At 69.1% G+C, this 23,738-nt stretch carries 22 protein-coding genes; 5 read left to right on the forward strand and 17 right to left on the reverse strand.

All coding sequences use genetic code 11. The annotated features are described in order from the left end of the window. Positions 1 to 14: 14 nt before the first annotated feature. Positions 15 to 1,049: a ScyD/ScyE family protein gene (locus FHG54_RS11910; protein WP_139417465.1), complete on the reverse strand. Its 1,035-nt coding sequence runs from the start codon at positions 1,047 to 1,049 to the stop codon at positions 15 to 17. A 191-nt stretch (positions 1,050 to 1,240) separates the two neighbouring features. Further along, positions 1,241 to 1,369, reverse strand: coding sequence for a type I restriction-modification system subunit M N-terminal domain-containing protein (locus tag FHG54_RS16825; RefSeq protein ID WP_232331432.1), 129 nt, complete (start codon positions 1,367 to 1,369; stop codon positions 1,241 to 1,243). 270 nt (positions 1,370 to 1,639) lie between these two features. On the opposite strand from FHG54_RS16825, the gene FHG54_RS11920 reads away from it, so the two are divergent. Then, positions 1,640 to 2,500 (forward strand): Ltp family lipoprotein, encoded by an 861-nt coding sequence (locus tag FHG54_RS11920; protein ID WP_168197167.1) that lies wholly within the window; start codon positions 1,640 to 1,642, stop codon positions 2,498 to 2,500. Positions 2,501 to 2,559: 59 nt separating this feature from the next. On the opposite strand, the gene FHG54_RS11925 is transcribed toward FHG54_RS11920, so the two are convergent. Further along, positions 2,560 to 3,426, reverse strand: coding sequence for a CPBP family intramembrane glutamic endopeptidase (locus FHG54_RS11925; protein WP_420837414.1), 867 nt, complete (start codon positions 3,424 to 3,426; stop codon positions 2,560 to 2,562). A 10-nt stretch (positions 3,427 to 3,436) separates the two neighbouring features. Then, positions 3,437 to 4,327, reverse strand: coding sequence for a hypothetical protein (locus FHG54_RS11930; protein WP_168197168.1), 891 nt, complete (start codon positions 4,325 to 4,327; stop codon positions 3,437 to 3,439). 72 nt (positions 4,328 to 4,399) lie between these two features. Here FHG54_RS11930 and FHG54_RS11935 point away from each other — a divergent pair, with 72 nt between their 5' ends. Further along, positions 4,400 to 5,443: a M4 family metallopeptidase gene (locus FHG54_RS11935; protein ID WP_233437762.1), complete on the forward strand. Its 1,044-nt coding sequence runs from the start codon at positions 4,400 to 4,402 to the stop codon at positions 5,441 to 5,443. 72 nt (positions 5,444 to 5,515) lie between these two features. Further along, on the forward strand, positions 5,516 to 5,827 hold the full coding sequence (locus FHG54_RS11940) for a protealysin inhibitor emfourin (protein ID WP_139417468.1): 312 nt from the start codon (positions 5,516 to 5,518) through the stop codon (positions 5,825 to 5,827). Here FHG54_RS11940 and FHG54_RS11945 read toward each other — a convergent pair. The 4 genes from FHG54_RS11945 to FHG54_RS11960 form a co-directional block, all read right to left on the reverse strand. Next, positions 5,727 to 6,452, reverse strand: coding sequence for a lysoplasmalogenase (locus tag FHG54_RS11945; protein ID WP_168197169.1), 726 nt, complete (start codon positions 6,450 to 6,452; stop codon positions 5,727 to 5,729). The genes FHG54_RS11940 and FHG54_RS11945 overlap by 101 nt on opposite strands. 147 nt (positions 6,453 to 6,599) lie before the next feature. Beyond that, the gene (locus FHG54_RS11950) at positions 6,600 to 6,971 is read right to left on the reverse strand and encodes an FKBP-type peptidyl-prolyl cis-trans isomerase (protein WP_139417470.1); all 372 of its coding nucleotides are present in this window, start codon (positions 6,969 to 6,971) and stop codon (positions 6,600 to 6,602) included. Positions 6,972 to 7,176: 205 nt separating this feature from the next. Next, complete coding sequence (locus FHG54_RS11955) at positions 7,177 to 8,370, reverse strand: PrsW family intramembrane metalloprotease (RefSeq protein ID WP_139417471.1); 1,194 nt, start codon at positions 8,368 to 8,370, stop codon at positions 7,177 to 7,179. 9 nt (positions 8,371 to 8,379) lie between these two features. After that, entirely contained in the window at positions 8,380 to 9,786 is a 1,407-nt protein-coding gene (locus FHG54_RS11960; protein ID WP_139417472.1) for an FAD-binding oxidoreductase, read from the reverse strand. A 185-nt stretch (positions 9,787 to 9,971) separates the two neighbouring features. On the opposite strand from FHG54_RS11960, the gene FHG54_RS11965 reads away from it, so the two are divergent. Both FHG54_RS11965 and FHG54_RS11970 read left to right on the forward strand, forming a co-directional pair. After that, a complete protein-coding gene (locus tag FHG54_RS11965; RefSeq protein ID WP_233437914.1) occupies positions 9,972 to 11,489 on the forward strand; it encodes a DNA-3-methyladenine glycosylase 2 family protein in 1,518 nt (505 codons plus the stop codon). Between the two features lie 136 nt (positions 11,490 to 11,625). After that, positions 11,626 to 12,501: a fumarylacetoacetate hydrolase family protein gene (locus FHG54_RS11970; RefSeq protein ID WP_210415429.1), complete on the forward strand. Its 876-nt coding sequence runs from the start codon at positions 11,626 to 11,628 to the stop codon at positions 12,499 to 12,501. Between the two features lie 6 nt (positions 12,502 to 12,507). On the opposite strand, the gene FHG54_RS11975 is transcribed toward FHG54_RS11970, so the two are convergent. The 9 genes from FHG54_RS11975 to FHG54_RS16380 all read right to left on the reverse strand — a co-directional run bounded on the left by FHG54_RS11975 (position 12,508) and on the right by FHG54_RS16380 (position 23,732). Further along, the gene (locus FHG54_RS11975; protein WP_139417474.1) at positions 12,508 to 14,046 is read right to left on the reverse strand and encodes an aspartate ammonia-lyase; all 1,539 of its coding nucleotides are present in this window, start codon (positions 14,044 to 14,046) and stop codon (positions 12,508 to 12,510) included. Positions 14,047 to 14,240: 194 nt separating this feature from the next. Further along, a complete protein-coding gene (locus tag FHG54_RS11980; protein ID WP_139417475.1) occupies positions 14,241 to 14,528 on the reverse strand; it encodes a hypothetical protein in 288 nt (95 codons plus the stop codon). Between the two features lie 127 nt (positions 14,529 to 14,655). Next, positions 14,656 to 16,158, reverse strand: coding sequence for an NCS2 family permease (locus tag FHG54_RS11985; RefSeq protein ID WP_139417476.1), 1,503 nt, complete (start codon positions 16,156 to 16,158; stop codon positions 14,656 to 14,658). A gap of 59 nt (positions 16,159 to 16,217) precedes the next feature. Further along, the gene (locus FHG54_RS11990; RefSeq protein WP_139418434.1) at positions 16,218 to 16,553 is read right to left on the reverse strand and encodes a peptidase; all 336 of its coding nucleotides are present in this window, start codon (positions 16,551 to 16,553) and stop codon (positions 16,218 to 16,220) included. 5 nt (positions 16,554 to 16,558) lie between these two features. Next, positions 16,559 to 17,737, reverse strand: a complete 1,179-nt coding sequence (locus tag FHG54_RS11995) for an inorganic phosphate transporter (RefSeq protein WP_139417477.1) — start codon at positions 17,735 to 17,737, stop codon at positions 16,559 to 16,561. A gap of 108 nt (positions 17,738 to 17,845) precedes the next feature. Then, positions 17,846 to 18,328 carry an 8-oxo-dGTP diphosphatase gene (locus FHG54_RS12000; RefSeq protein WP_139417478.1) on the reverse strand — a complete coding sequence of 161 codons (483 nt, stop codon included), beginning with the start codon at positions 18,326 to 18,328 and terminating at the stop codon, positions 17,846 to 17,848. Between the two features lie 2 nt (positions 18,329 to 18,330). Then, positions 18,331 to 19,362, reverse strand: a complete 1,032-nt coding sequence (locus FHG54_RS12005; RefSeq protein WP_139417479.1) for a 6-phosphofructokinase — start codon at positions 19,360 to 19,362, stop codon at positions 18,331 to 18,333. 118 nt (positions 19,363 to 19,480) lie between these two features. Continuing rightward, a complete protein-coding gene (locus FHG54_RS12010; RefSeq protein WP_139417480.1) occupies positions 19,481 to 21,664 on the reverse strand; it encodes a DEAD/DEAH box helicase in 2,184 nt (727 codons plus the stop codon). A 193-nt stretch (positions 21,665 to 21,857) separates the two neighbouring features. Further along, on the reverse strand, positions 21,858 to 23,732 hold the full coding sequence (locus FHG54_RS16380; protein WP_157002520.1) for a DUF2207 family protein: 1,875 nt from the start codon (positions 23,730 to 23,732) through the stop codon (positions 21,858 to 21,860). Between the last annotated feature and the right edge of the window lie 6 nt (positions 23,733 to 23,738).

A 23,738-nucleotide genomic window follows, 5' to 3' on the forward strand; every position in this document is an offset into this window, starting at 1 on the left:
GGTCGCGTGAGCCGTCAGCCGTGGCCGCGGCATCCGCCCCACCAGCGGTGATCGCCCGAGAACACACCGTCGATCCGCCAGACCTCACCGTCGAGCGCGGTGACGAAGGCAGCGTCGCGAGTGAGATCGAGCGAGGTCGGGCGGTCGAGACCGTCGACGACCACGTCGAACGTGCCGTCTGAAGCGACCTTCACGAGTGCACCGGTGTCGGGCGCCGCGGGCGAACCCTCGGGGGCGCCCTCAGGGTAGTCGCCCTGGGCCAGGGCATAGAGGCCGCACCGGCTGCCCTCCACGTCGACGAGCAGCGGAGCTCCCGATGCGACGACGCGCGGCGTTGGCCGCCAGAGGCTGAGCGAGACGACCGTGCCGTCCTCCGGGTTGTGCGGCACGGGCCCGGCCTGAGCGATGTACAGCTTCAGCCCCACGAGGTCGAGCCCGGTGGGCACGATGTTCTCGAATTGCGTCAACTGCGTCACCTGGCCCGACAGCGCCGCGAACACCAGACGGTTGTGATGACCGTCGGTGACGAGGAATCCGCCCGGCACCGGCTCCATCGCGAACTGCACGCCGCTCGGCACGAAGAAGTCCGTCGGGGGCGGGTTCGCGATCGACCAAGCGCCGATGTCGGCGACGACGGTGTTGCTGTCGGCGTCGTCGATGCGGTAGATGCCACTGACCGAGGTGCCGCCCGCGCCGGGATCGACGAGGGTGACGAGCGCGTACGCGGTCGCTCCGAGGAACGCGACGTCGATCACGCCGCCGATGGAATTGACCGCCGGCGGCAGCCCGCTGGCGAAGGTCGACTTCTCACCCGTTTCGGTGTCGACGCGGGTGATCACCCCTGTTGTGCCCTCACCCACGTAGAGGGCACCGTCGGGCCCGATCGTTGCGCCGCTCGCGCCCTGCAGCCCCGATGCGAGCAATACGGCCACCGGATCCGGCCCGTTGTCGTGCCCGCCGTCGGCGCTGGCCATCGACGACACGAAGAGCGACGGCAGCAGTGCTGCCGTCATGATCGCACCGAGCAGCGCGATCCGCTTGAGACCCATGTCTTCCACCTCCCGTTTCCCTTCGGGAAGGCCGGCCGCGCTCACCGTGCGGTCGTACCCCCAGGCGCTGCCCGACGTCGGTTCACAGAAGATCTCGCTGCACCACTGGGCAGCTCGACGGCAAGTCTCCTCGGATCATGGACCAGCGTCAAGGAATCCTCATGTTATGGATCGGTGAGCATTGGGTTTCGTCAAGTGGGGAGGCGAATGAAGAGCAGGTAGGTGATCTGCTCGATCACCTCGACCGGGTTCGCGATGCCGCCCGACCAGAACGCATCCCAGACCCGATCGACCTTCGACTTCAGCTCACCAGTGACCATGCTGCGCGTCGCCGCCCTCACTGTTGGCGCGCCCGGCAGAGAAGTGACTGCGGCACGCAACCTCGATCTTCTCAGAGGGCGACCCCACTCGCCGCACGCGGCTGGGCATCACCCCACTTCGGGGGTGAAACCCCGTGTTCGCCGCGAACTAGGGCCACGAGTGTCGGTGGCCTTCCGCATCCTGATCTACTTGCCGAACGCACGATCGGCGGTCGTCTCGGTCATCTGATCTGGATGCTGACACAGCGGGCGTGCGCCCAGGAGAACGACATGACCGACACGCAGAACCCCCAGCCCGAGCCGCAGCACGTCGTCGGCGACGAGGTCAACGGCCACCGCCTCACACAGACCGAATCCGGCACCCTTGAATGGGTGCCCGTGCCCGGTGCCGGTTTCGGTACAGGGCAGCCCACCTCGCCCGAGCCGACGGAGCATTCCCAGCCGCCGAAAGGCCGCACGTTGCCGGTGTGGGCGTGGATCGTGATCGGCGTCGTCGCCGTACTCACCGTGATCGGCGGCATCGGCGCGATCGGCAACGCGAACCGCTCCGACACGGCCGCCCCGACGCCATCGGTAGCCACCACCAGAGCTCAGCCGGCCGAAGCGAAAAAGCCCGAGCCTTCGGCTGAGCCCGTGATGGTGACGATCGGCGACTACACCGGGCAGACCGCCGAGTATGCCGCCGCCGCACTGAAATCGCTCGGCCTCGAGGCGAGCTATGCCACTGCGGGCGATGCCACCGTGAACGGCACCGTGCCCGCCGCCGGCACCGTCGTCGAAGCGGGCACTGCCGTCACCATCGACGCGACCGAGAAGCCGAAACTCACGCTCGCTCAGCAGAACGCGCTGAAGACGGCTGGAGACTATATCGCCTACATGCCCTTCTCTCGGCAGGGGCTCATCGACCAGATGACCTCCGAGTACGGATCCGGGTACGACGTTGAAACGGCAACGTGGGCGGTCGACTACCTCGCCATCGACTACAACGCACAGGCAGCCAAGGCCGCGCAGCAGTACCTCGACCTGACCGGGTTCTCACGCGACGGGCTGTTCGAGCAGCTGACCTCTGAGTACGGCGGCCAGTACACCCCCGAGCAGGCCAACGCCGGGCTCGCCGCGGTCGGCTACTGAGCTTCGACCATCGGCCGGCGGCCAGTTCGCCGGCCGATGGGATCCGGCTGCCCCAGAACCTACGGCGTCAGCAGGAAGATCGCCGGCCACCCCGTGTGCGCGTAGACGATGACGGCGAACACGACGGCGTCGAAGAGCATGTGCACGACGAACACATAGGTGAGCGACTTCGTGAGCTTGAACGTGTACCCCTGGATGAGGGCGAAGGGGATCGTGAGCAGCGGTCCCCACGACTGGTAGCCGAGCTCCCAGAGGAACGACACGAACACGATCGACTGCAGCAGGTTCGCCTGCCACGACGGAAAGTGCCGTCGCAGCAGCACGAAGACGGTGCAGATGAAGAAGAGTTCGTCCCACGTGCCGACGGCGATCACGCCGACGAGGAGGCGGCCGATCGAGTCCGGCTCGGTCACCGTCGGCCAGTTCTGGTAGACGCCCGAGGTGATGAAGTAGAACGGCAGGATCAGCCAGCCCGCGAGCGTCACGAAGATCAGGTAGAGCCACTGCGTGCGGTTCCAGCGCTTGCCTGTGCGCCACGGGAAGGTGATCGTCCGCTCGCGGTAGACGAACCTCGAGATGACATAGGGCACGAGCACGGCGAGCCCGAGCACGACCGCGAACCGCACCATGCCCTCGTCGCTGAGGTCGGCCTTCAGCGACACCGTCGAGATGATGACCTGGCCGACGGCGATGAGCGCGAGGTCGGCCGCGAGGCGCTCGGTGCGGCCGGAGCGGTCGCAGAGCCATGCGGCGATGAGACCGGCGGCGAGCATCGCGTAGCCCGCGATCGGCACCATGAAGCCGAAGAGCAGCACCGCCGCCCCGCACACGAGCAGGGCGGGCACGAGGGCGATCGGATGCGTCCGCAGGGCGGCCATGTCGACGGATGCCGCGGCGCCGGGTGTCGGATCGTTCGTGCGCGACATCTGCAGCCCGCTACTCGTCGTCGCCGAGATCGCCGCGCGTGGACGCCGCTGCCCACCGGGAGAGGAACGCCGCACCGGCCTCGTCGTGGATGAGCTCACCCGCGGTGAGCACCGGATAGTCGGTCGCCGGAATGCCCTCGGCCGGGCGCACGTCGATGTGCTTCACGCGCTCACCGCGTTCGAAGAGCCAGTCGGCCATGCGGTAGTCGCCGCGCGAGTCGCCCATCGTTCGCCAGTGCTGCGGGCGGATGCCTCGCTCCTCGAGCAGTTCGATGGCCCGCGCGGCCCCGAGGTCCTTGCCGAGCCGCACCGACTCGACATCGGTCGAGATGATCGTCGGATCGATGCGCCAGTGCACGCGCCCCGCGGCATCCGGTCGTTCGTCGACGCCCCGCACGGTGCCGAAGCCGCGAGCGGCGAGCGACTCGTGCGCGTGCGCGTCGAAACGCGGCTGGGCGCCGAGATAGTCGGCGGATGCCACATGCACGTGCTGCTCGACCGAGACCATCGCCCGTTTCGTGTCGTCGAAGAAGCCGAACTCGTCGAAATGCTCCTCGACGTAGTCGCGCATCTCGGCGGCGAAGTCGGTCGGCATCGCGAGATCGAGGTCGACGAAGACCTCGCCGAGCCCGCCCCGGTCGATCGCGGCCCAGACGGCACCCTTCTCGCAGATCGCCCAGACGGGCGCGTCCGGCTCGAGTCCGGCGGCGAGGAGCGGCGGCACGACCTGCTCGGCGATGAACGCGTCGGAGCGGCCCGTGTTGAAGATCACGGGGTTGCCCGCGTTCGCGAGCGCCGCGAGATCGCGGGCGATCGACGGGATCGCGATCGACCTGGTCACGGGGCTCGCGATGGGGCCGTCGACGTCGAGCAGGAGGCCGAGGAGCGGGGTGGTCGTCACACGTCCAGCCTACGGGCGCGGGTGCGGGCGCGTCGCATGGCTCATGTCGCCGGCAGGTGCGACGATCGAGCCATGCAGCAGATCGTGCCTCCCTACCTCCTCGACCGCATCGCTCAGCTCGCCGCCCCGCGGTTCCCGCTCGCGGCCGAAGCTGCGCGGCGCACCCTGCTGCGCGAGCCTCCCGCACCCCTCGGCATCGACCCTCTGCCCGAGCTTCCGAGCGTGCTGCCCGACGTCCCGTCGAAGCCCGACCGCCGCATCTCCGACGCAGAGGGCCGAGAGACGTTGCCGGGTCGCCTCGTGCGTCGCGAGGGCCAGCGCGCCACCGGCGACGAGGCCGTTGACGACGCCTACGACGGACTCGGCGACACGCATCGCATGTTCGACCGCGTCTTCGGCCGCGATTCGATCGACGGCGCCGGCATGCCGCTCGAGGCGACCGTGCACTTCGGCAAGAACTACGACAACGCCTTCTGGGACGGCGAGCGCATGGTGTTCGGCGACGGCGACGGCGAGATCTTCCGCGGCTTCACCGATTCGCTGACGGTCATCGGCCACGAACTCGCCCACGGCGTCACCGAGCACACGGCGAAGCTGCGCTACCAGGGGCAGAGCGGCGCGCTCAACGAGCACGTCTCCGACGCCTTCGGCGCACTCGTCGAGCAGTACACCCTCGGGCAAGACGTCGAGGCGGCGAGCTGGCTCATCGGCGAGGGCATCTTCACCGACGAGGTGCAGGGACGAGCGCTGCGCTCCATGCTCGAGCCCGGCACGGCGTACGACGACGACGTACTCGGCCGCGACCCGCAGCCCGCCCACATGCGCGACTACATCGAGACCGTCGACGACAACGGCGGCGTGCACCTGAACTCGGGCATTCCGAACCGGGCGTTCGCGCTCGCCGCACGAGAGCTCGGCGGTTTCGCGTGGGAGCACGTCGGGCGCATCTGGTACGACGTGCTCACCTCTGGGCGACTCCCCGCCGATGCCGACTTCGCACTCTTCGCCGCCGAGACCGTGCGGGCCGCGCGTGAGCGCTTCGGCAATGACAGCGGCGAGGAGCGCGCGGTCGCCGGCGGCTGGTCGGCGGTCGGCATCGAGGTGCCGCGCGAGTAGGCCGACGCGGCCACGGTCATGGCCACCGACGTGGGCACGACTCGGTCTTCGAGGCGGGAGTAGCATCGGCCCATGGACGTCATCGTGTCCCGCAGCGGCGGCATCGCCGGCATGAGGCTCACCTGGGAGGTTCGCGTCGACGAGCAGCCGGATCCCGACGAGTGGTACATCCTCATCGACGAGATCCCGTGGGGCGAGACGCCACCGCTGCCGCCCGAGCCCGACCGCTTCGTCTACGACATCCGCTGCGAGCCGCACGAGGCGACCCTCGCCGAGCGACAGCTCACGGGGCCGTGGCGCCAGCTCGTCGATCGAGTGCAGGAGACGACGGATCCGAAACGGCGCGGCCCGCGCGAATCGCCGCCACAGCGCCCCAGGCGATGAGTCCCTGCGCCGCGAGATAGGTCGACATGACGACGAAGTCGTGCGCGACGAACTCGTAGCCGGGCAGGAACCGCCCGAGGGCGAGCACCGAGTCCGAGGCGATGAAGAACGCGCCGCCGAGCGCGATCCACCTCGTGTGCAGGGACGCACACACCGCCATCATTCCGATCGCCGCCGCGTAGAGCACAAGCGGCACCGCGAGCGAACCCGCATGCGGCAGGAGGAGTCCGAGCACGACGATCATCCACGCCCAGTAGGCGTACGACCATGCCGGCGGGTGACGACGGACACGAGGCATCCGCAGGAAGAGCACGATGTAGGCGACGTGCGCGAGGAGAAACGAGACGAGGCCCGCCGCGAACCATCCGTCACCCGGGAAGGAGAGCAGCACGTCGCCGCCCCACGACAACGCGATGGCGGCGAGCAGCAGCGACGCCGGCGCACGGCGGTCGCGCGAACCGACCGGGCGAACGCAGAGCACGACCGCGAGGGCGAGGAGCGGCATCAGCATCGCCTTGGTCGCCGTCACGCTCCAAGCCGGGCCGATGTAGAGGAGCACGAGGTGCACGACCGAGAGCGCGAGGTACGGGGCGAACGCGAAGACGGGCGATCTGAACCGGGTCACGTCATCGTGTCCTTCTGCTCGGAACCGGCGGCGCCGGTCGGCACCTCGGCAGGTTCTCCCGATCGTAATCGACCCGGTGCATGAAGATCGGTGCATGAAGAAAGGCCGCCGGCATTCGCCGGCGGCCTTCACTCACGGTTCGTGCCGTCAGCTCACGCCGAGCAGGTCGATCACGAAGACGAGGGTCTTTCCCGAAAGCTGGTGGCCACCGCCGGCGGGGCCGTAGGCGAGCTGCGGGGGCACGGTGAGCTTGCGACGACCGCCCACCTTCATGCCCGGGATGCCCTCCTGCCAGCCGCTGATGAGCGCCTGCAGGGGGAAGTTGATGGACTGGCCGCGGCTCCACGAGGAATCGAACTCCTCGCCGCTGTCGTACTCGACGCCGAGGTAGTGCACGTCGACGGTCGAGCCCGGCTGAGCCTCGACACCGTCGCCCACGACGATGTCTTCGATCACCAGCTCGATGGGAGCCGGCCCCTCGGGAGCGTCGATCTCGGGCTTGCTGTTCGTATCGGTCATGCGTCCAGTTGAGCAGGTTCACCGCGCAGCCGCAAACGTGGACACCCGTCCACCTTCCTCTTGCGCTCACTGCGAACACGTTGCAGTCTGAAGTCCTAGAACTCGCCGCCCAGTCGAGTCGTCGGCATTGCCACACCACCGGGCGGCGAGTTTCTTTTGCGCCGTGCTCTCTGGCGCCGTGCCTTGGTCGCGAGAAGCGGATGCCTCAACTCAGCAGGATCCGACGATCCTCGACGACCGCGGCGAGCAGACCCTGCTCCTCGGCGAAGGTGGCGTCCTTCGCGAGCCCGGCGGCGATGCGCTGGCGGGTGAACGCGAGATGCGTGGCATCCGTGATGAGCTTGCGCATGGCCGCAGTACGCGCCGGGGTCTGCATCTTCGCCCACGCCTTGGCCTGCCGCCGCCCGGCCGGAGTCGCGAGCATCTCGACCTCGGCGGCACTGAACCATCCGGCCGACGCATACTCGGCGAGCCGGCGCCGGGTGACTCGCACCTCTTGGCGGCGAAGGAGCACTGTGATCACGACGGCGAAGATGAAGATCGGCACCTGCACGGTGAAGTAGAGGCCGATCGCATCGTCGGCGAAGGTGAGCGAGCCGTTCCAGAGCGCGTGCAGCAGCGTCGCGCCGAGGAGGCCGAACAGGAACCATCCGACGACCCCGACTCCCCCGCCGCGCCGGGCGCCGATGCCGATGGCGAGTCCCGTGCACACCGTGAAGAGCACATGGGCGAACGGGGAGAAGAGGCCCCGCACGACGAAGGTTGCTCCGAGCGTCTGCGCGCCGCCCTCGGCGAGCGCGGCGCCGAAGTAGAGCACGTTCTCGGTGAACGCGAAACCCGCGGCGACAGTCGCGGCGTAGACGAGCCCGTCGACGGGTCCGTCGAAGTGGGAGCGCGAGAAGGCGAAGATCGCCAGCACGCCGACGCCCTTCGCGAGTTCCTCGACGATCGGCGCCTGCACGACGGCCTGCAACGCCTCATCGGGGGTGCCCCCGGTTTCGGCGAACGCCATCGCGAGTTGCACGCCGAGGTCGACGACGAGGGCGATCGCCACCGAGACGGCGGCTCCCCAGAGGAAGGCGAACCAGAGCGCCCAGCGCGGTTCGGGCTCCCAGCGGTCGACCCAGCGCACGGCGAGCAGCACGAGCGCGAGCGGCACGAGCGCGAGGAGCGATCCGATCAGGAGCGTCGGGACGCCCAGGCCGCTCGCCAGGTAGGCGATGACGAGGAGCGCCACGAGTCCGGCGACCACGATGCCGACGATCGCGAACGCCAGTCCGCCGCCGCGCGACTTCGGCGGGGCGTTCCAGATCGGCGGCGTGGGCGACGGGTTCTGGGCAGGGTTCTGGGCAGGACTCGGGGCAGGGTTCTGGCCGTGTTGCTGGGCGCCGGAGGTCACCGGGGCAGCCTATCGAGCGGGTGCGTCGGGCGCCTCGAACATGACCCCCGGGTTGAAGATGCCCTTCGGATCGAAGAGCGCCTTGATGCCCCGCTGCAACTCGAAGGAGTCGTCACCGAGTTCGTCGGCGAGCCAGCGCCGCTTCAGGATGCCGACGCCGTGCTCGCCCGTGAGCGTGCCGCCGAGTGCGACCGCCGTGCGGAACATCTCGTCGGCCGCGGCCCAGACGTGCGCGGGCACCTCCTCGCCCGTGAACACGAAGTTCGGGTGCAGGTTGCCGTCACCGGCATGCGCGACGACGGGGATCTCGACACCGTACCGGCGGCCGATCTCCTCGATTGCACGGAACATCTGCGGCAGCCGGGAGCGTGGCACGGCGACGTCTTCGATGAGCACCTGCCCCGACGCCGCGAGCGCCGGGTGCATGGCACGACGGATGCCGAGCAGGCGGTCGCCCATCGCGGCATCCGCTGATCGGCTGACCCGGCCGCCCGCGGCCGTGAACAGACGTGCGATCGCCTCAGCCTCGCCGGCGGCGCCGGCGTCGTCGCTCTGGGCGAGGAGGAAGGTCTCGGCGGGCGCGAGCGACTCGAGCGGGGTGCCCGCGAGCCCATGCGCCCCGAGATGGGCGGCGATGCGAGCGAGCCCCGCCGAGTCGATGAGTTCGAGCACCGCCGGGCGCAGTCGCGCGGCGGTGACGGCTGCGGATGCCGCGGCCGCCGACTCGACGTCGGGAAACACCGCCGCGACGGTGACCGTCTCGCCCGGCGTGATCGGCCGCAGCCGCACGGTCGCCTCGACGATGATGCCGAGTGTGCCCTCGGAGCCGGTGAGGAGCGCCGTGAGGTCGTACCCCGTCACGCCCTTCACGGTGCGGTGGCCCGTACGCAGCAGTCGACCGTCGGCGAGCACGACGGCGAGGCCGAGCACGGCCTCGCGCGTGACGCCGTACTTGGCGCAGAGGAGCCCGCCGGCGTTGGTGGCGATGTTGCCGCCGATCGACGAGATCGCGCGACTCGCGGGGTCGGGCGCGAACCAGAGCCCGAGCGGGGCGAGCGCATCGTTCAGGTCACCGTTCAGCACGCCCGGCTCGACGACGGCGAGTTCGTCTGCCTCGGAGACCTCGAGCACGCGGTTCATGCGCGACACGTCGAGCACGATCGCGCCGGGGCTCGCGATGGCCCCGCCGGCGAGGCCCGTGCCGGCGCCGCGCGGCACGACGGCGGTGCCGGTCTCGTCGGCGACGCGCATGACGGCCTGCACTTCGGCAACGGATGTCGCGTGCACGAGCGCAATCGGCCGCGTGACGCTGCGCCGGCCCGAGCGATCTTCACGAACCGCATCGAGATCGGCCGGCAGGGTGGAGACGGCATCGCCGATCGCCGTGCGCAAGAGGGTGACGACGGCGTTCTGCATCTCTCCACCATAGGAGGCGTCGAACGCGCCGACTGCCGCTCGGTGATGTCCGATTCCCGCTGGTCGATGCCGGCGGCGCATGCGAGGGTGGAGGCATGACCAGCACCGCGACCGCCCGCCGCCCGCTCGGCGACTCGCTCGGCGACCCACTCGACGACCCCGTCTTCGCAGAGCGCTACCGGGCGATGCAGGCGCGCGACGCCCGCTTCGACGGGCAATTCATCACGGGAGTGCATTCGACGGGCATCTACTGCCGGCCGAGCTGCCCGGCGGTCGCGCCGAAGCCGTCGAACGTCAGCTTCTACCTCACCGCAGCGGCCGCGCACGAAGCGGGGCTGAGGGCATGTAAGCGCTGCCTGCCCGACGCGGTGCCCGGCTCTCCCCAGTGGGACCTGCGCGACGACCTCTCGGCCCGCGCCATGCGTCTCATCGCCGACGGCGTCGTCGAGCGCGAGGGGGTGCCCGGGCTCGCCGCACGGCTGAGCTATACCCCGCGTCACCTCACTCGCGTGCTCACGGCCGAGCTCGGCGCGGGGCCGCTCGCGTTGGCACGCGCCCATCGGGCACAGACCGCGCGGGCCCTGCTCACCTCGACCGCACTGCCTGCGGCCGATGTGGCCTTCGCCTCGGGGTTCGGCAGCATCCGCCAGTTCAACGACACGGTGCGCGAGGTCTACGAGCGCAGCCCGCTCGAACTCCGTGCAGCCGCGCGCCTGCGCGAGCGGCGCGCAACGACGACCGACCATGAACCGGGCGCGGCGATCGATGGCGGGGTCGTGCGGCTTCGCCTGCCGGCTCGCGCGCCCTTCGACGCTGCGGGCGTCTTCGGCTGGCTCGCGGCTCGAGCCCTCGACGGTGTCGAGCGCGCGGGCGACCTCCGCTATGCGCGCACCCTTCGCCTCCCGGGCGGCCCGGGCATCGTCGCCTTCACCGCGTCCGCCGCCGCCGAGTCGCCCGCGATCGAGGTCGAGGCGCGCCTCGCCACGCTCGCCGACCTTCCACCGCTCGTCGCTCGGGTGCGCCGACTCTTCGACCTCGACGCCGACGCCGTGGCCATCGACGCGGCGCTCTCGAAAGACCCCGCGCTCGCCGCATCCGTTGCCGAGACTCCCGGCATCCGCGTGCCCGGGTGCCTCGATCCCCACGAACTCGTCTTCCGCGCTCTCGTCGGGCAGCAGGTCTCGGTGAAGGCGGCCCGCACGACGCTCGCCCGGCTCGCCGCCGAACTCGGCGAGCGCGTGGCGCCGCCGAGCACGTCGACGCAGAGCCCTTCGATGCCGAGTACGTCGGCGTGGCCGGCCGACAATGCGCCCACGACGCTGTTCCCGTCGGCGGCGGCGATCGCCGAGCACGGTCATGCCGTGCTCAAGGGGCCGGCAGCGCGCGTGCGCACCATCCTCGATGTCGCGGCGCGACTCGAGTCCGGCTCGCTCGTCGTCGCCGCCGAATGCGAACGTGACGAGCTGGCGGCCGAGCTCCTCGTGGTGCCCGGCATCGGCCCGTGGACGGCCGGCTACGTCGCGATGCGAGTGACCCGCGCACCCGATGTGCTCCTGACGGGCGATCTGGCACTGCGGAGCGGCGCCGAACGCATGGGGTTGCCGTCAGCGGCCGCCGAACTCGCCGCGCTCGGGGCGCGATGGGCACCGTGGCGCAGCTATGCCTCGATGCACCTGTGGCGCGCCGCGGGCACACAGGTCTGACACCTCCGGTTTCGCCGCGACGGGCGGTCCCGACCATCCACATGATCGTTCGATTGTCGACGTGACGGTGCATCCGTCGGTGTTCGTTGTACGTCGTGCACACAGACGCCGCGGCGCCTCCCGATAGCCTGAAGAGGTGAAGTTCGCGCATCTGAGAGTCGAAGGCCAGACCACCCCTCGACTCGCGGCTGTGATCTCCGAGTCCGCACTCTTCCTCGACGAGTTCATGGAACGGTCGCCGCGCGACCTGCAAGATCTCATCGAGCGCGGCTCCGACGGCCTCACCGAGGTGCGCACCGTCGTCGACACGGCCGTCTCACTCGGCGCCGAACTGACGCCGGTGGCCGCCCTCCGGCACTCATCGGCCGTGCTGCGCCCGGCACAGGTCATCGCGATCGGTGCGAACTACGCCGCGCACGCTTCCGAGCTGAAGCTCCGCTCCGAGACGGCGATGACGATCTTCTCGCTCTGGCCGAACTCGCTCGCGGCGCACGGCGCTACGACGACCTGGCCCGAAGACCTCTCGACCCAGGTCGACTACGAGGCAGAACTCGGCGTGATCATCGGGCGACCCACTCGCGGTGTGCACGCGCGCGACGCACTCGACCACGTGTGGGGCTACACCGTCGTGAACGACATCACGGCACGCGACATCCAGTTCAGCGAGGCGCAATGGTCACGCTGCAAGTCGTTCGACGGCTTCACCCCCACCGGGCCCGTGGTCGTCACGGCCGATGAGATCCCCGATCCGCAGAACCTCTGGCTCACCACGAACCTCGACGGCGCCATCATGCAAGACGCCTCGACCGCCGACATGGTGCGAAGCGTCGCCGAGATCGTCTCGCTGCTCTCGCGGTCGGCCACGATTCCCGCCGGCACGCTCATCTCAACCGGCAGCCCCGGTGGTGCGGGCTATTCCCGCAAGCCCCCGGTGTTCCTGCGTGACGGATCGACCGTCACGGTGAGCATCGAGGGCATCGGGTCGCTCTCGACGCACTGCAAGGTCGTCTGACCGACCTCACTCGCTCGGTTCGCCCTTCAGGTCGACGAGCGGCATCGCCATCGTGATCGGGCGGATGCCAGAGAGCTTCGAGGGCTGCAACTGCGCCATGACGGCCTCGCGGCTCATGAGCCCTGCTTCGACCACGAGATCGGCGACGGGCCGGCCGGTCGTCAGCGCGAGTTTCGCCAGCGTGGATGCCGCGACGTACCCGATGAACGGAATGAGTGCCGTGATCACACCGACGCTCGAGGCGACCATCGCATCGAGGCGAGCGACGTTGGCCGTGATGCCGTCGACGCAGTTGACTCGCAGCGTCCAGCAGGCCTGGCGCATCCACGTGATCGATTGCAGGAGCGAGTGCGCGATGACCGGCTCGAAGGCGTTCAGCTGCAGCTGACCGTTCTCGGCGGCCATCATCACCGTGACATCCGCCCCGGCCACCGCATAGGCGACCTGGCTGACCGCTTCGGGAATGACCGGGTTCACCTTGCCCGGCATGATGCTCGACCCGGCCTGCTTCGGAGGCAGGTTGATCTCGCCGAACCCCGCCTGCGGACCCGACGAGAGCAGGCGCAGGTCGTTGCAGATCTTCGAGAGCTTGATCGCGCTGCGCTTGAGCGCGCTCGAGAAGGTCATGAAGACGCCGGTGTCGCTCGTCGCCTCGATGAGGTCGGGCGCCGACACGAGACGGAGCCCGGTGATGGCGCTCAGGTGCCGCACAACAGCGGCGGCGTAACCGGGGTCGGCGGTGATGCCGGTGCCGATCGCGGTCGCGCCGAGGTTCACCTCGGAGAGGAGCTTGATCGTTTCGGAGAGCCGCTCATGGTCTTCGCCGAGCGTCGTCGCGAAGCTGTGGAACTCCTGGCCGAGCGTCATCGGCACCGCGTCTTGCAGCTGGGTGCGACCGACCTTCAGCACCTCGTGGAACTCGTGTCCCTTGCGACCGAACGCGACGCGAAGCAGGTCGAGTTCACGCAGCATCGTCGTGAGCGAGAATGTCATCGCGAGCTTGACGGCCGTGGGGTAGGTGTCGTTCGTCGACTGGCTGCGGTTGACGTCGTCGATCGGGTGCAGCACGTCGTATCGGCCCTTGCCGTAGCCCGCGATCTCGAGCGCGAGGTTCGCGATGACCTCGTTCGCGTTCATGTTCGTCGAGGTGCCCGCGCCGCCCTGGATGACGCCGACCACGAACTGCTCGTGATGCTCGCCCTCGATGATGCGCTGGCACGCGTCGTCGATCCATGCGGCCTTCTGGTCGCTGAGCACGCCGACCTCGCGGTTGGCACGCGCGGCGGCCTGCTTGACCGAGGCGAGTGCCACGATGAGGTCGGGGTAGACCGAGATCGGGCGCTTGGAGATCGGGAAGTTCTCGAGTGCACGCATCGTGTGCACGCCCCAGTAGGCGTCTGCCGGCACCTCCACCGCACCGAGCGAGTCGGTCTCGGTGCGGGTCGGCGGCTGTGCAGCGCTTTCGAGGAGCGTCGGGTCTGTCTGTGCCGCGTCGATCTGCGCCGCGTCGATGGGGTCGGTGACGGGTTCGGTGGGCTCGTGCATCTCTTCCTCCACGGAGTCGCGCGCGAGTGGACGTCGAGGGTGTCGACGCCCCCGCAACCGGCTCCATCGCCTGGGGTCTGCGCGGGATCACCGCGCTCGTACTCGAATCCGAGCCTATCGCCGCCCGAGCGACGCGACGAACGCGGTGAGGCGATGGCGTTGCAACGCGGCGGCCGGCCCAGTCCGGCTGCGCGCTAGAGGAACGAGAACGGCAGCATCGCGAGTCCGAAGACGAATGCGCCGAGCGTGACGAGCGCGGTGCCCGCGAGCATGACGGCGTTCAGCACGATGCCCCAGATGGCCATGGTGCGAGACGCGGGTTCACGACCGAGCGCCAGGATGCCGAGCACGAGGCCCGCAACCGGCACGAAGAAGGTGGCGCTCGCGACGATGGAGACGAGGCCGAGTACGAGGCTCGAAATGCTGAACCCGCGAGACTCCACGAACGGCGCCTGGGTTGCGGTGTCGGTGACCGTGGTCATGGTGATGCTCTCCTGTTCGTGTGGACGCCCATGTCGGGCGTATCTCCAACGTACGGAGGCGGCGGAGCACTCGGTATGGGGCTATCCCCCGGATAGCACCTGACGGTTCCTGTACCGCCGACGCCGCTCAGCCGGCGAAGAGCGCTTCGACCGGACCGCGAGCGAAGAAGAGGAGGAAGCCCGCTGCGACGATCCAGAGCAGCGGGGCGATCTCGCGAGCCTTGCCGGAGAGCGAACGAACCACGACCCAGGCGATGAAGCCCGCGCCGATGCCGTTCGCGATCGAGTACGTGAGCGGCATGACGGTGACCGCGAGGAACACCGGCAGGAGCACCGAGAAGTCGGTGAAGTCGATGTGCTTGATCTGGGCCATCATGAGCGCACCCACGATGACGAGTGCGGCGGAGGCCACCTCGGTCGGCACGATCGAGACGAGGGGCGTGAAGAACATCGCAGCGAGGAACAGCAGGCCCGTCACGATGTTCGCGAGGCCCGTGCGCGCGCCTTCGCCGATGCCCGCGCCCGACTCGATGAAGACCGTGTTCGACGATGCCGAGGCGTAGCCGCCCGCGACGGCGCCGACGCCCTCGACGATCAGCGCGGACTTCAGCCGGGGGAAGTCGCCCTTCGCGTCGGCCAGCTGAGCCTCTTTCGAAAGCCCGGTCATCGTGCCCATGGCATCGAAGAAGTTCGTGAAGACGAGCGTGAAGACGAGCATGACGGCCGCGAGCACGCCGATGCGTTCGAAGCTGCCGAACGAGACCTGGCCGACGAGCGAGAGGTCGGGCAGGCTCACGATCGAGCCGGTGAACTCGGGAACCGAGAGGCTCCAGCCGCCCGCGTTGAACTCCTCGCCTGCGAACATCGGCCCGAGGTCCCAGATCGCCTCGACGGCGACCGCGACCACCGTGCCCGAGACGAGGCCGATGAGAATGCCGCCCTTGACCTTCCGCGCCATGAGGATGCCCGTGAGCAGCAGGGTGAAGATGAAGACGAGGGTCGGCACGGTTGCGACGGAACCCGCGACACCGAGACCGACGGGCGGCGACGATGCGCCGGTCGTGGTGACGAAGCCCGCGTTCACGAATCCGATGAAGGCGATGAAGAGACCGATGCCGACGGTGATCGCGAGCTTCAACTGGATCGGCACGGCGTTGAAGATCAGGCGGCGGAGGCCGGTGGCCGCGAGCAGCACGATGATGAGGCCGTTGACGACCACGAGTCCCATCGCCTCGGGCCAGGTGACCTGGCCGACGACGGAGACCGCGAGGAACGAGTTGATGCCGAGCCCCGCGGCGAAGCCGAACGGCAGGCGGGCGACGAGACCGAACAGGATCGTCATGACGCCGGCGGTCAGGCCCGTGACGGCCGAGACCTGAGCGAACCCGAGCTGGTCGCCGTCGATGTCGATGCCCGCCGACAGGATGATCGGGTTGAGGATCACGATGTAGGCCATCGTCACGAAGGTGACGATGCCGCCGCGTACCTCGGTCGCGACGGTGGAGCCGCGCTTGGTGATCTCGAAGAACCGATCGACGGGATGCCGCGGCTGCTTGCTCTGCTGCGACGCTTCGGGAGACGCGCCGGGGGTCGGCTCGGTGTGCGCGCTCGGGGTTGTTTCGGTGGTCATCCGGGAACCTTCGATGAGGGACGCGCCGGTCGACGGCACGACGGGTGGACTCGAGTTGCTCAGCTGAACAGTTTGATGATGTGCTCGCCGACGATCAGGTAGATGCCGAAGATCACGGCGATGCCGCTGAGAGCGAAACACGCCCACGCACCGACGAACGCCGCGCGCTTCTGCCCCTCGCTCAACGGGCTCTTCCTGGCCGCCTTGGCCGCCCGCTTCTCGGCCTGGCGGATCTCGGCCGGCGTCACCACGGTGATCGCGTCGGTGAACTCGGCCGGCGTCACGATGGGCGTGCGCCCGGAGTACGTCAGCAGCCTGACGCCGAGGGAGTAGGCGGAGACGACCACGACCGTGGCGATCATCGCGGAGACGAAGACCAGGAGGAAGGCGAGCATGTCGATCACGACGACACCTTCTTCTTCGGCTTCGGGTTGCGCTTGATCTTGACGGCTCGGCCCGAATGCGCCACCTCGCTCACCACGTTGTGGTGCGAGACCTCGTTGCGGCGCGACCAGAGGAAGATGCCCGCGATCACGGCGACGCCGACGATCGTGTCGATGATGATTCCGACGACGCCGAGGTGCGCGACGACCGCAGCGAGTGCACCGACGCCGCCCGCGGCGGGCAGGGTCAGGAGCCAGCCCACGCCGATGCGACCCGCCGTGCGCCAGCGCACCTTCGAGCCCCGACGGCCGAGGCCGGAGCCGATGACCGAACCCGACGCGACCTGCGTGGTCGACAGCGCGAAGCCGACGTGGCTCGACGCCAGGATCGTCGCGGCGGTCGCGGTCTCCGCGGCGAAGCCCTGGGCGGGCTTGACATCGGTGAGGCCGGTACCGAGGGTCTTGATGATGCGCCAGCCGCCCATGTACGTGCCGAGGGCGATCGCGATGGCGCAGGTGACGATGACCCAGAGCTGCACCTCGGCGCCGGCCGGCTGCAGGCCGGCCGCGACGAGGGTCAACGTGATGACGCCCATCGTCTTCTGCGCGTCGTTGGTGCCGTGCGCGAGGGCGACGAGCGAGGAGGAGAAGATCTGCGCATGGCGGAACCGGTCGCGCCCGTCGGGCTTGCCGTCGTAGCGGCGGGTGATGGCATAGGCGAGTTTCGTGGCGGCGAACGCGATGAGCCCTGCCGTGAGCGGTGCGAGCAGTGCCGGCAGGATGACCTTCGACATCACGACCGCGAAGTCGATCGCGCCGATGCCGAACCCGACGAGCGCCGCACCGATCAGTCCGCCGAAGAGCGCGTGGCTCGACGACGACGGCAGTCCGAGCAGCCACGTGATCATGTTCCACACGATCGCGCCGATGAGGCCCGCGAAGATGAGTTCGGGAGTGATGAGCACCCCGCCGTCGCCCTCTTTGATGATGCCGCCCGAGATGGTCTTGGCCACCTCGGTCGAGAGGAACGCGCCGACGAGGTTCAGGATGGCGGCGAGGCCGACCGCGACCTTGGGCTTCAGCGCGCCAGTGGCGATGGGGGTCGCCATGGCATTGGCCGTGTCGTGGAACCCGTTGGTGAAGTCGAAGAAGAGCGCCAGTGCGATGACCAGCACGACGATGAGGGTGAGATCCACCGGCGCCTTTCGTACGTGAAAACAACCTCTGGGGTGGGTGACGCGGGGTTCACCGGGTGTTCAGGAGATGTGCCTTGCAGAAGCAGGTCCGCCGTGCACCCATCGATACTACGCGTCTGGACTGCGCTCCTCCACCACCGTGGCGAGGTCACTTCCGAATACGAACGTGCGCCGCACCGTGCCCCCGTCGAGCACTCCGGGCAGCCAACGACTCGCGTCGTCCCACATCTCATCGAGCGGGATGTCGCGGACGTCGAACCATTCGGGATCCAGCTCGTCTGATCCCGCGGGTTCGCCGGCCCAGCGGCGGCACACGAAGACGTTCGACTCCTGGCTCCACGATTCCCGGTGCGGGAAGTGATAGCTCAACAGCCCGCGCGGTTCGAGGTCGGCGGCGACCACGACGAGGCCCGATTCCTCGAAGACCTCGCGCACCGCGGCATCCGTCGCCGACTCACCGGCTTCGAGTTTGCCGCCCGGCGCGACGAAGTAGCCCGTGCCGAGCCCGTGCTTCTTGCGCCCGAGGAGCACCTCGACGCGTCCCGCGCGCTCGCGCAGGAGGTAGCAGACGCACACCTGCGGCAGCAGCATGCTCAGCCGAAGAGGATCTTCGCCTCGTCGTATCGCGACTGCGGCACCCGGTTCAGGGTGCCGACCGCGTCGGCGATCGAGACGGTTCGGATGTCGGTGCCGCGAAGGGTGACCATCGAGCCCCAAGCCCGGTCGTAGACGGCGTCGACGGCCGCCATGCCGAGACGGGTCGCGAGCACGCGATCGTATGCCGAGGGCGCACCGCCGCGCTGGATGTGACCGAGCACCGTGGCACGCGACTCGATGCCGGTGCGTTCCTCGATCAGCGGGGCGAGCTGCTCCGAGATGCCGCCGAGCCGCGGCCGGTTGAAGGCGTCGAGGCCCTTGTGAGAGTGCGCCTCGTGCATTCCCGGAAGGGTGAAGCCCTCGGCGACGACGACGAGCGGTGCTCGCCCACGGTCGCGCACCGACTCGACCCACTCGCAGATCTGCTCGATCGACTGCGGCTGCTCGGGGATGAGGATCGCGTGCGCACCGCCGGCCATGCCGGAATGCAGGGCGATCCAGCCGACGTGGCGGCCCATCACCTCGAGCACCATGCAGCGGCCGTGGGAGTCCGCCGTCGTGCGCAGGCGGTCGATCGCCTCGGTGGCGATCTCGACCGCCGTATCGAAGCCGAAGGAGTAGTCGGTCGCGGTGAGGTCGTTGTCGATGGTCTTCGGCACACCGATGACGTTGATGCCGCCTTCGTCGTGCAGGCGGCGCGCCGCGGTCAGCGTGCCTTCGCCGCCGATCGCGATGATGGCGTCGATGCCCTGCGCGTCGAGCATGCGCTGGATGTTCTCGGGGCCGCCGCCCTCGCCTTCGAAGGGGTTGGTGCGGCTCGAGCCGAGGATCGTGCCGCCCTGCTTGGCGAGGCCGCGCACATCGTGGCGGGTGATCGGCACGAGGTCGGTCTCGACGACCCCCTTCCATCCCCAGCGGAACCCGACGAACTCGGTCTCGTGGGCGATGACGCCCTTCAGCACCGCGCCGCGGATGACCGAGTTGAGTCCTGGGCAGTCTCCGCCCGACGTGAGGATGCCGATCTTCATGCTCGTGGACTCCTTGGTACTCAGGTGAGGCGTGGCGCTCTGGGTGACGACGCCGGAGCCGCTTCATCGAGGCACGACTCCGGAAGTCTAGCGAACCTCGACTTCCCGCAGCGCTCGTTTACAATGCCCCGTCGAGCGCCTGCCGCAACAGGTGCTGGAGCGCATCGAGTTGCACCGAATCCGCCGAACCGGGCTCGACGTCGCTGCCGTCGAGCGCACGGGCGGCGAGCCCCTGCTTCGAGTCGATGAGCTCGGCGATGCGCGCATCGATCGTGTGCGCGGCGATGATGCGCCATGCAGTGACCGGTTCATCCTGACCGATGCGGTGCACGCGGTCGATCGCCTGCGTCTGCTCGGCAGCCGTCCAGCTGAGCTCGGCGAGCACGACGTTCGATGCGGCCTGCAGGTTCACCCCGACACCCGCCGCGGTGAGCGAGCAGACGGCGACCGCGACGTCGGGATCGTTGTTGAAGGCATCGATCGCGGCCTGGCGGGCCAGCGCGGTCTGGTCGCCGCGGAGCGACACGGTGCGCAGCTCCCGCGCGGCGAACGCGGCCTCGGCCTGGTCCATGACGTCGATGTGCTTGGCGAAGAAGACGACCTTGCCGACCGAGTGGGCGAGCTGGGCGGCATAGTCGGCGGCGAGGCCTGCCTTCGCCTGGCCGATGCGACGCACCATCGTGAAGACGTTCTCACCCGATTTCGTCGACTTCGATTCCTCGAGCTCGGCGCTCGCGACGGCACGGATGAACTGGTCGCGCTGGTCTTCGTCGAGATCGCCGACGCGCAGGTGTCGTGCCTCGACGAGCGCACGGAAGCGCCCGGCGAGACGATTGCCGAGTTCGCGTTCGGCCGCCCGCACCGATCGTCCGAGCTCGTCGTCGAGTTCGACGGGCAGGTCGGCGATGCGCTTGGCCGGGAGGTCGGCCGCGACATCCACCTTGCGGCGGCGCACGATGCCGAGGTCGATCACGGCGCGGCGCGCGGCACTGTAGAAGCCGGGCTCAGCGGGCGTGAGCCCCGTGCTCTCGAGCCTGCCCAGCAGCTCGGGCGAGGGCTTGTCGCCCTCGATCCATCCGAGGAACTTCCAGATCGCGCGGAAGTCGTCGACGTCGTTGATGAGCGGCGTGCCGGTGAGGGCGAGCAGCAGCGGGTCGCCGCCGGGCGCGGCGCGGCGGATGCGATCGGCGAGCGCGAGCACGTTCTTCGAGCGCTGCGACTGCAGGTTCTTGATGAAGTGCGCCTCGTCGACGACCATGCCCTTGAAGCCGAGCGTCGACAGCCATGCCATGTGCCGGTCGAGCACGTCGTAGTTGACGACGACGACGTCGGCGAAGGCGTCGAGCGTGTCGCCGTCGCCGTGGATGACCGTCGCGCGACGATGCGGAGTCCACCGCTCGACCTCACGTGCCCAGTTCATCTTCACGACGTTCGGCACCACTGCGAGCAGCGGGTAGGCACCGGCGACGGATGCCGCGAGCACCGACTGCGCCGTCTTGCCGAGTCCCGGCTCGTCGGCGAGCAGGAACGTGCGGTGCCCCTCGCGGGCGCTCTCGATGAAGCGCGACTGGTGCTTCATGAGTTCGAGGCCGCGCGGCGCGAGCCGGTCGACCTTCGGCGCTTCGGGCAGTTCCATCGTCGCCGCCTGACCACCGGAGCCGGACTCGAACGACTTGAACAGCGGGCCCAGCAGTTCCCAGTTGGCGAGCCGGCGCACCGGTACGACCTGCGTACCCTGTTTCGAGAAATCGGGCGGGAGGAACGGGTTCGCGAGCTGACGCGAGCGAACGGATGCCGGGATCACCTGGTTCTCGCTGAGCACGGGCGCTGCCTCGGGCTCGCGAACGATGATGAGCTCGTCGGGCGTGAGCTCCGCGCCCGACTCGAGCAGCCAGTCGCGGCGGAACCGCTGGGCCACGGTGGAGATCGAGGCGTCGGGCTCGAGCAGGGCGATGAGGCTCGTGTCGCGCGCCGCGGTCTTCGCGAGAATCTGCGCGATGCCGTCGAGTCGCTTGAGCAGCTCGGCGCGCGCGGCATCCGTCACCTCGCTGTCGGCCTTCACCCTCGCGCGTTCCTCGCGCATGAGCAGTGCGATCACCTGGAACTTGGTGCGGTTGGTCGGGCCGAGCTTGCCCTTCTGCGCCTTCTGCTCCACCTCGCGCACCTTGCGGGCGAGGATCGGGATGATCGGTGCGTCATCGTCGCGCGAACGCGTACGCTGTCGCTGCCTCGTCTGGGCCAATGGTCCTCCAGTGTGTGGGCGGAATCGATTCCGGCCGTTTCCAGCACGCCCCTCGACCATCGTCGGATGGTCGAAACCGCTCGGCGGCACCGGATCGATCGGGTGCTCGCGGTGCACGAATCCCGAACCGAGCAGCGAGCGAGCACGGGTTCGACACACCCAGCTCGCACGGTCGGACGAAGAACGGATTCGCCGTGCGCAGACCCAGTCTAGCGCCAACCGTGCACGTTCGTCGCGGCAAGCGCTCGCGAGGTCAGACGCCGCCGCCGCCTCCGCCGCCTCCGCCGCCGCCCGCGGAACCGCCGCCGCCCGAGCCGCTCGACGAGGAGCTGGCGCTCGAACCCGACCACGACGAGCTCGAGGCCGAGGAGAACGAGGAGATGCCGGAGGCGAGCAGCCCGGCGTTGAAACCGCTGGATCCGGCGTACCACGCGGGCTCGGTGCCGAGCTGTTCGTGCAGGGCCGAGAGCACCTCGGCCCATTCGCGTTCGAGGCCGAAGAGCACGGCGTAGGGCAGCAACCGCTCGTTGAGCTTGAGCACGGTCACCGGGTCGAGGTCCACCGTCGAGACCGGCACCACAGGGGCATCCGTCGCCGACGACGCTTCGGATGCCGCAGGCCGCTGCACCCGCAGTGCACCGCTCGGGCTCTGCAGCACGCGAAGCCGGTCCGCCTCGGCGAGGCGGATGTAGAGGCGCAGGCCTTCGAGGTGGTCGCGGATCGCCCGGCCCTGCTCGGTGAACGGCCGCACGCCCCCGATGATGAAGAGCGTCGCCACCGACGAGAGGATCGCGACGACGAACCAGATCGCGGGCCAGAACCCGCCCATCTGGTTGTCGAGCGCAATGGCGCCGAGCACGATCGAGAGCGTCGCCGCGATGGCGGCGACCACGGCGAGCAGTATTCGGAGGGCGACGGCGGGACTTCGCCGCAGCCCCGACGACACCACGCGCTTGCCGACCGCACCGAGAATCGCATGCAGGCGCTTGCCGAGCGCGGTGTCCTGCGCGAGCTCTCGCCGATCGCCCACGAGTCGATCGCCGAACAGCGCCGTCACGACCGCCTCGGCGTCGGCGTCGGCCTGGCTGCCAGTGCCGAGGTACTCGACGGCGTACTTCTTCTTGCCGGACTCGACGATGCGGAGTTCGCCTGCGACCGCCCGCTCGAGGATCGTCGCCGTCACGCCCTTGGCGGACTTGCCGACGAGGTCGGCCGAGACCATCGTCGAGACACCGGGCGGTGGCTCGTACTCGGCGATGATCGTGCCGCGCCCGGGATGGCTGCGCCAGCGTGTGATGCGCAGGAACAGCGCCGCCGCGGCCGCGAGCGCGGCGAACCCTGCGGCGATGGCGCCGCCGATCGCGGCGGGCGAGGCGCCGAACGACTCGTCGCGCGGCACGAAGGTGCCCTCGGTGAACGCCGCGGAGAAGGTGAGGGTCTCGAAGGGCCCGAGGTCGAGGGCTTCGGCGGTGATGACGGGCGGCTCGGCACCCTCGACGTCGAGTGAATCGCAGGTCTGACTCGATCCGCTTCCGCCCTGGTAGCAGGCGACGTCACCGGTGAACGCCGCCGCGACTTCGTCGCTCATGTGCAGCTCAGCGCTGACGCGCCCGAAGGGCTGCGCCCACCCGGTGCCGTTGACATCCCAGTAGAACTCGTCGACCGGGGCGTCGTCGGGCTGCAGCGTGACGTTGTGCTGCCGATAGCCGATGACGTAGGTCTGCTCGCCGTGCACGAAGTCGTCGGCGCGGATCGTGACGAAGACGAAGTCCTCGTCGTCGTCGTCTTCGTCGACCTCGAACGCTCGGGGCGCGCCGGTGCCGTCGGTCACCGTGATCTGCTCGACATCGGTGGGATGCCCGCGATAGGAACTCGGGATCGCTCGCCGGATGCCGCGATTCTGATCGAACTCGGGGAACCGGGCGACGATCGTCTCCGTCGCGTCGAGCACCGAGTGGCCGCCCTCGTCGCGCGAGAGTTCGTAGACGGCATCGAGGGAATCGATCGTGAAGTCGTCGACGCCGCTCGCGACGTCACCGCCGACGGATGCAGCAGGCAGCGCCGTGGCGAGCGCGGCGACGAGCCCGATGGCCGTCGCAGCGGTGGCGATGAGTGCGGAACGGCGCATGCCCCT

This window comes from Agromyces laixinhei (genome assembly GCF_006337065.1).
GTDB lineage: Bacteria > Actinomycetota > Actinomycetes > Actinomycetales > Microbacteriaceae > Agromyces > Agromyces laixinhei.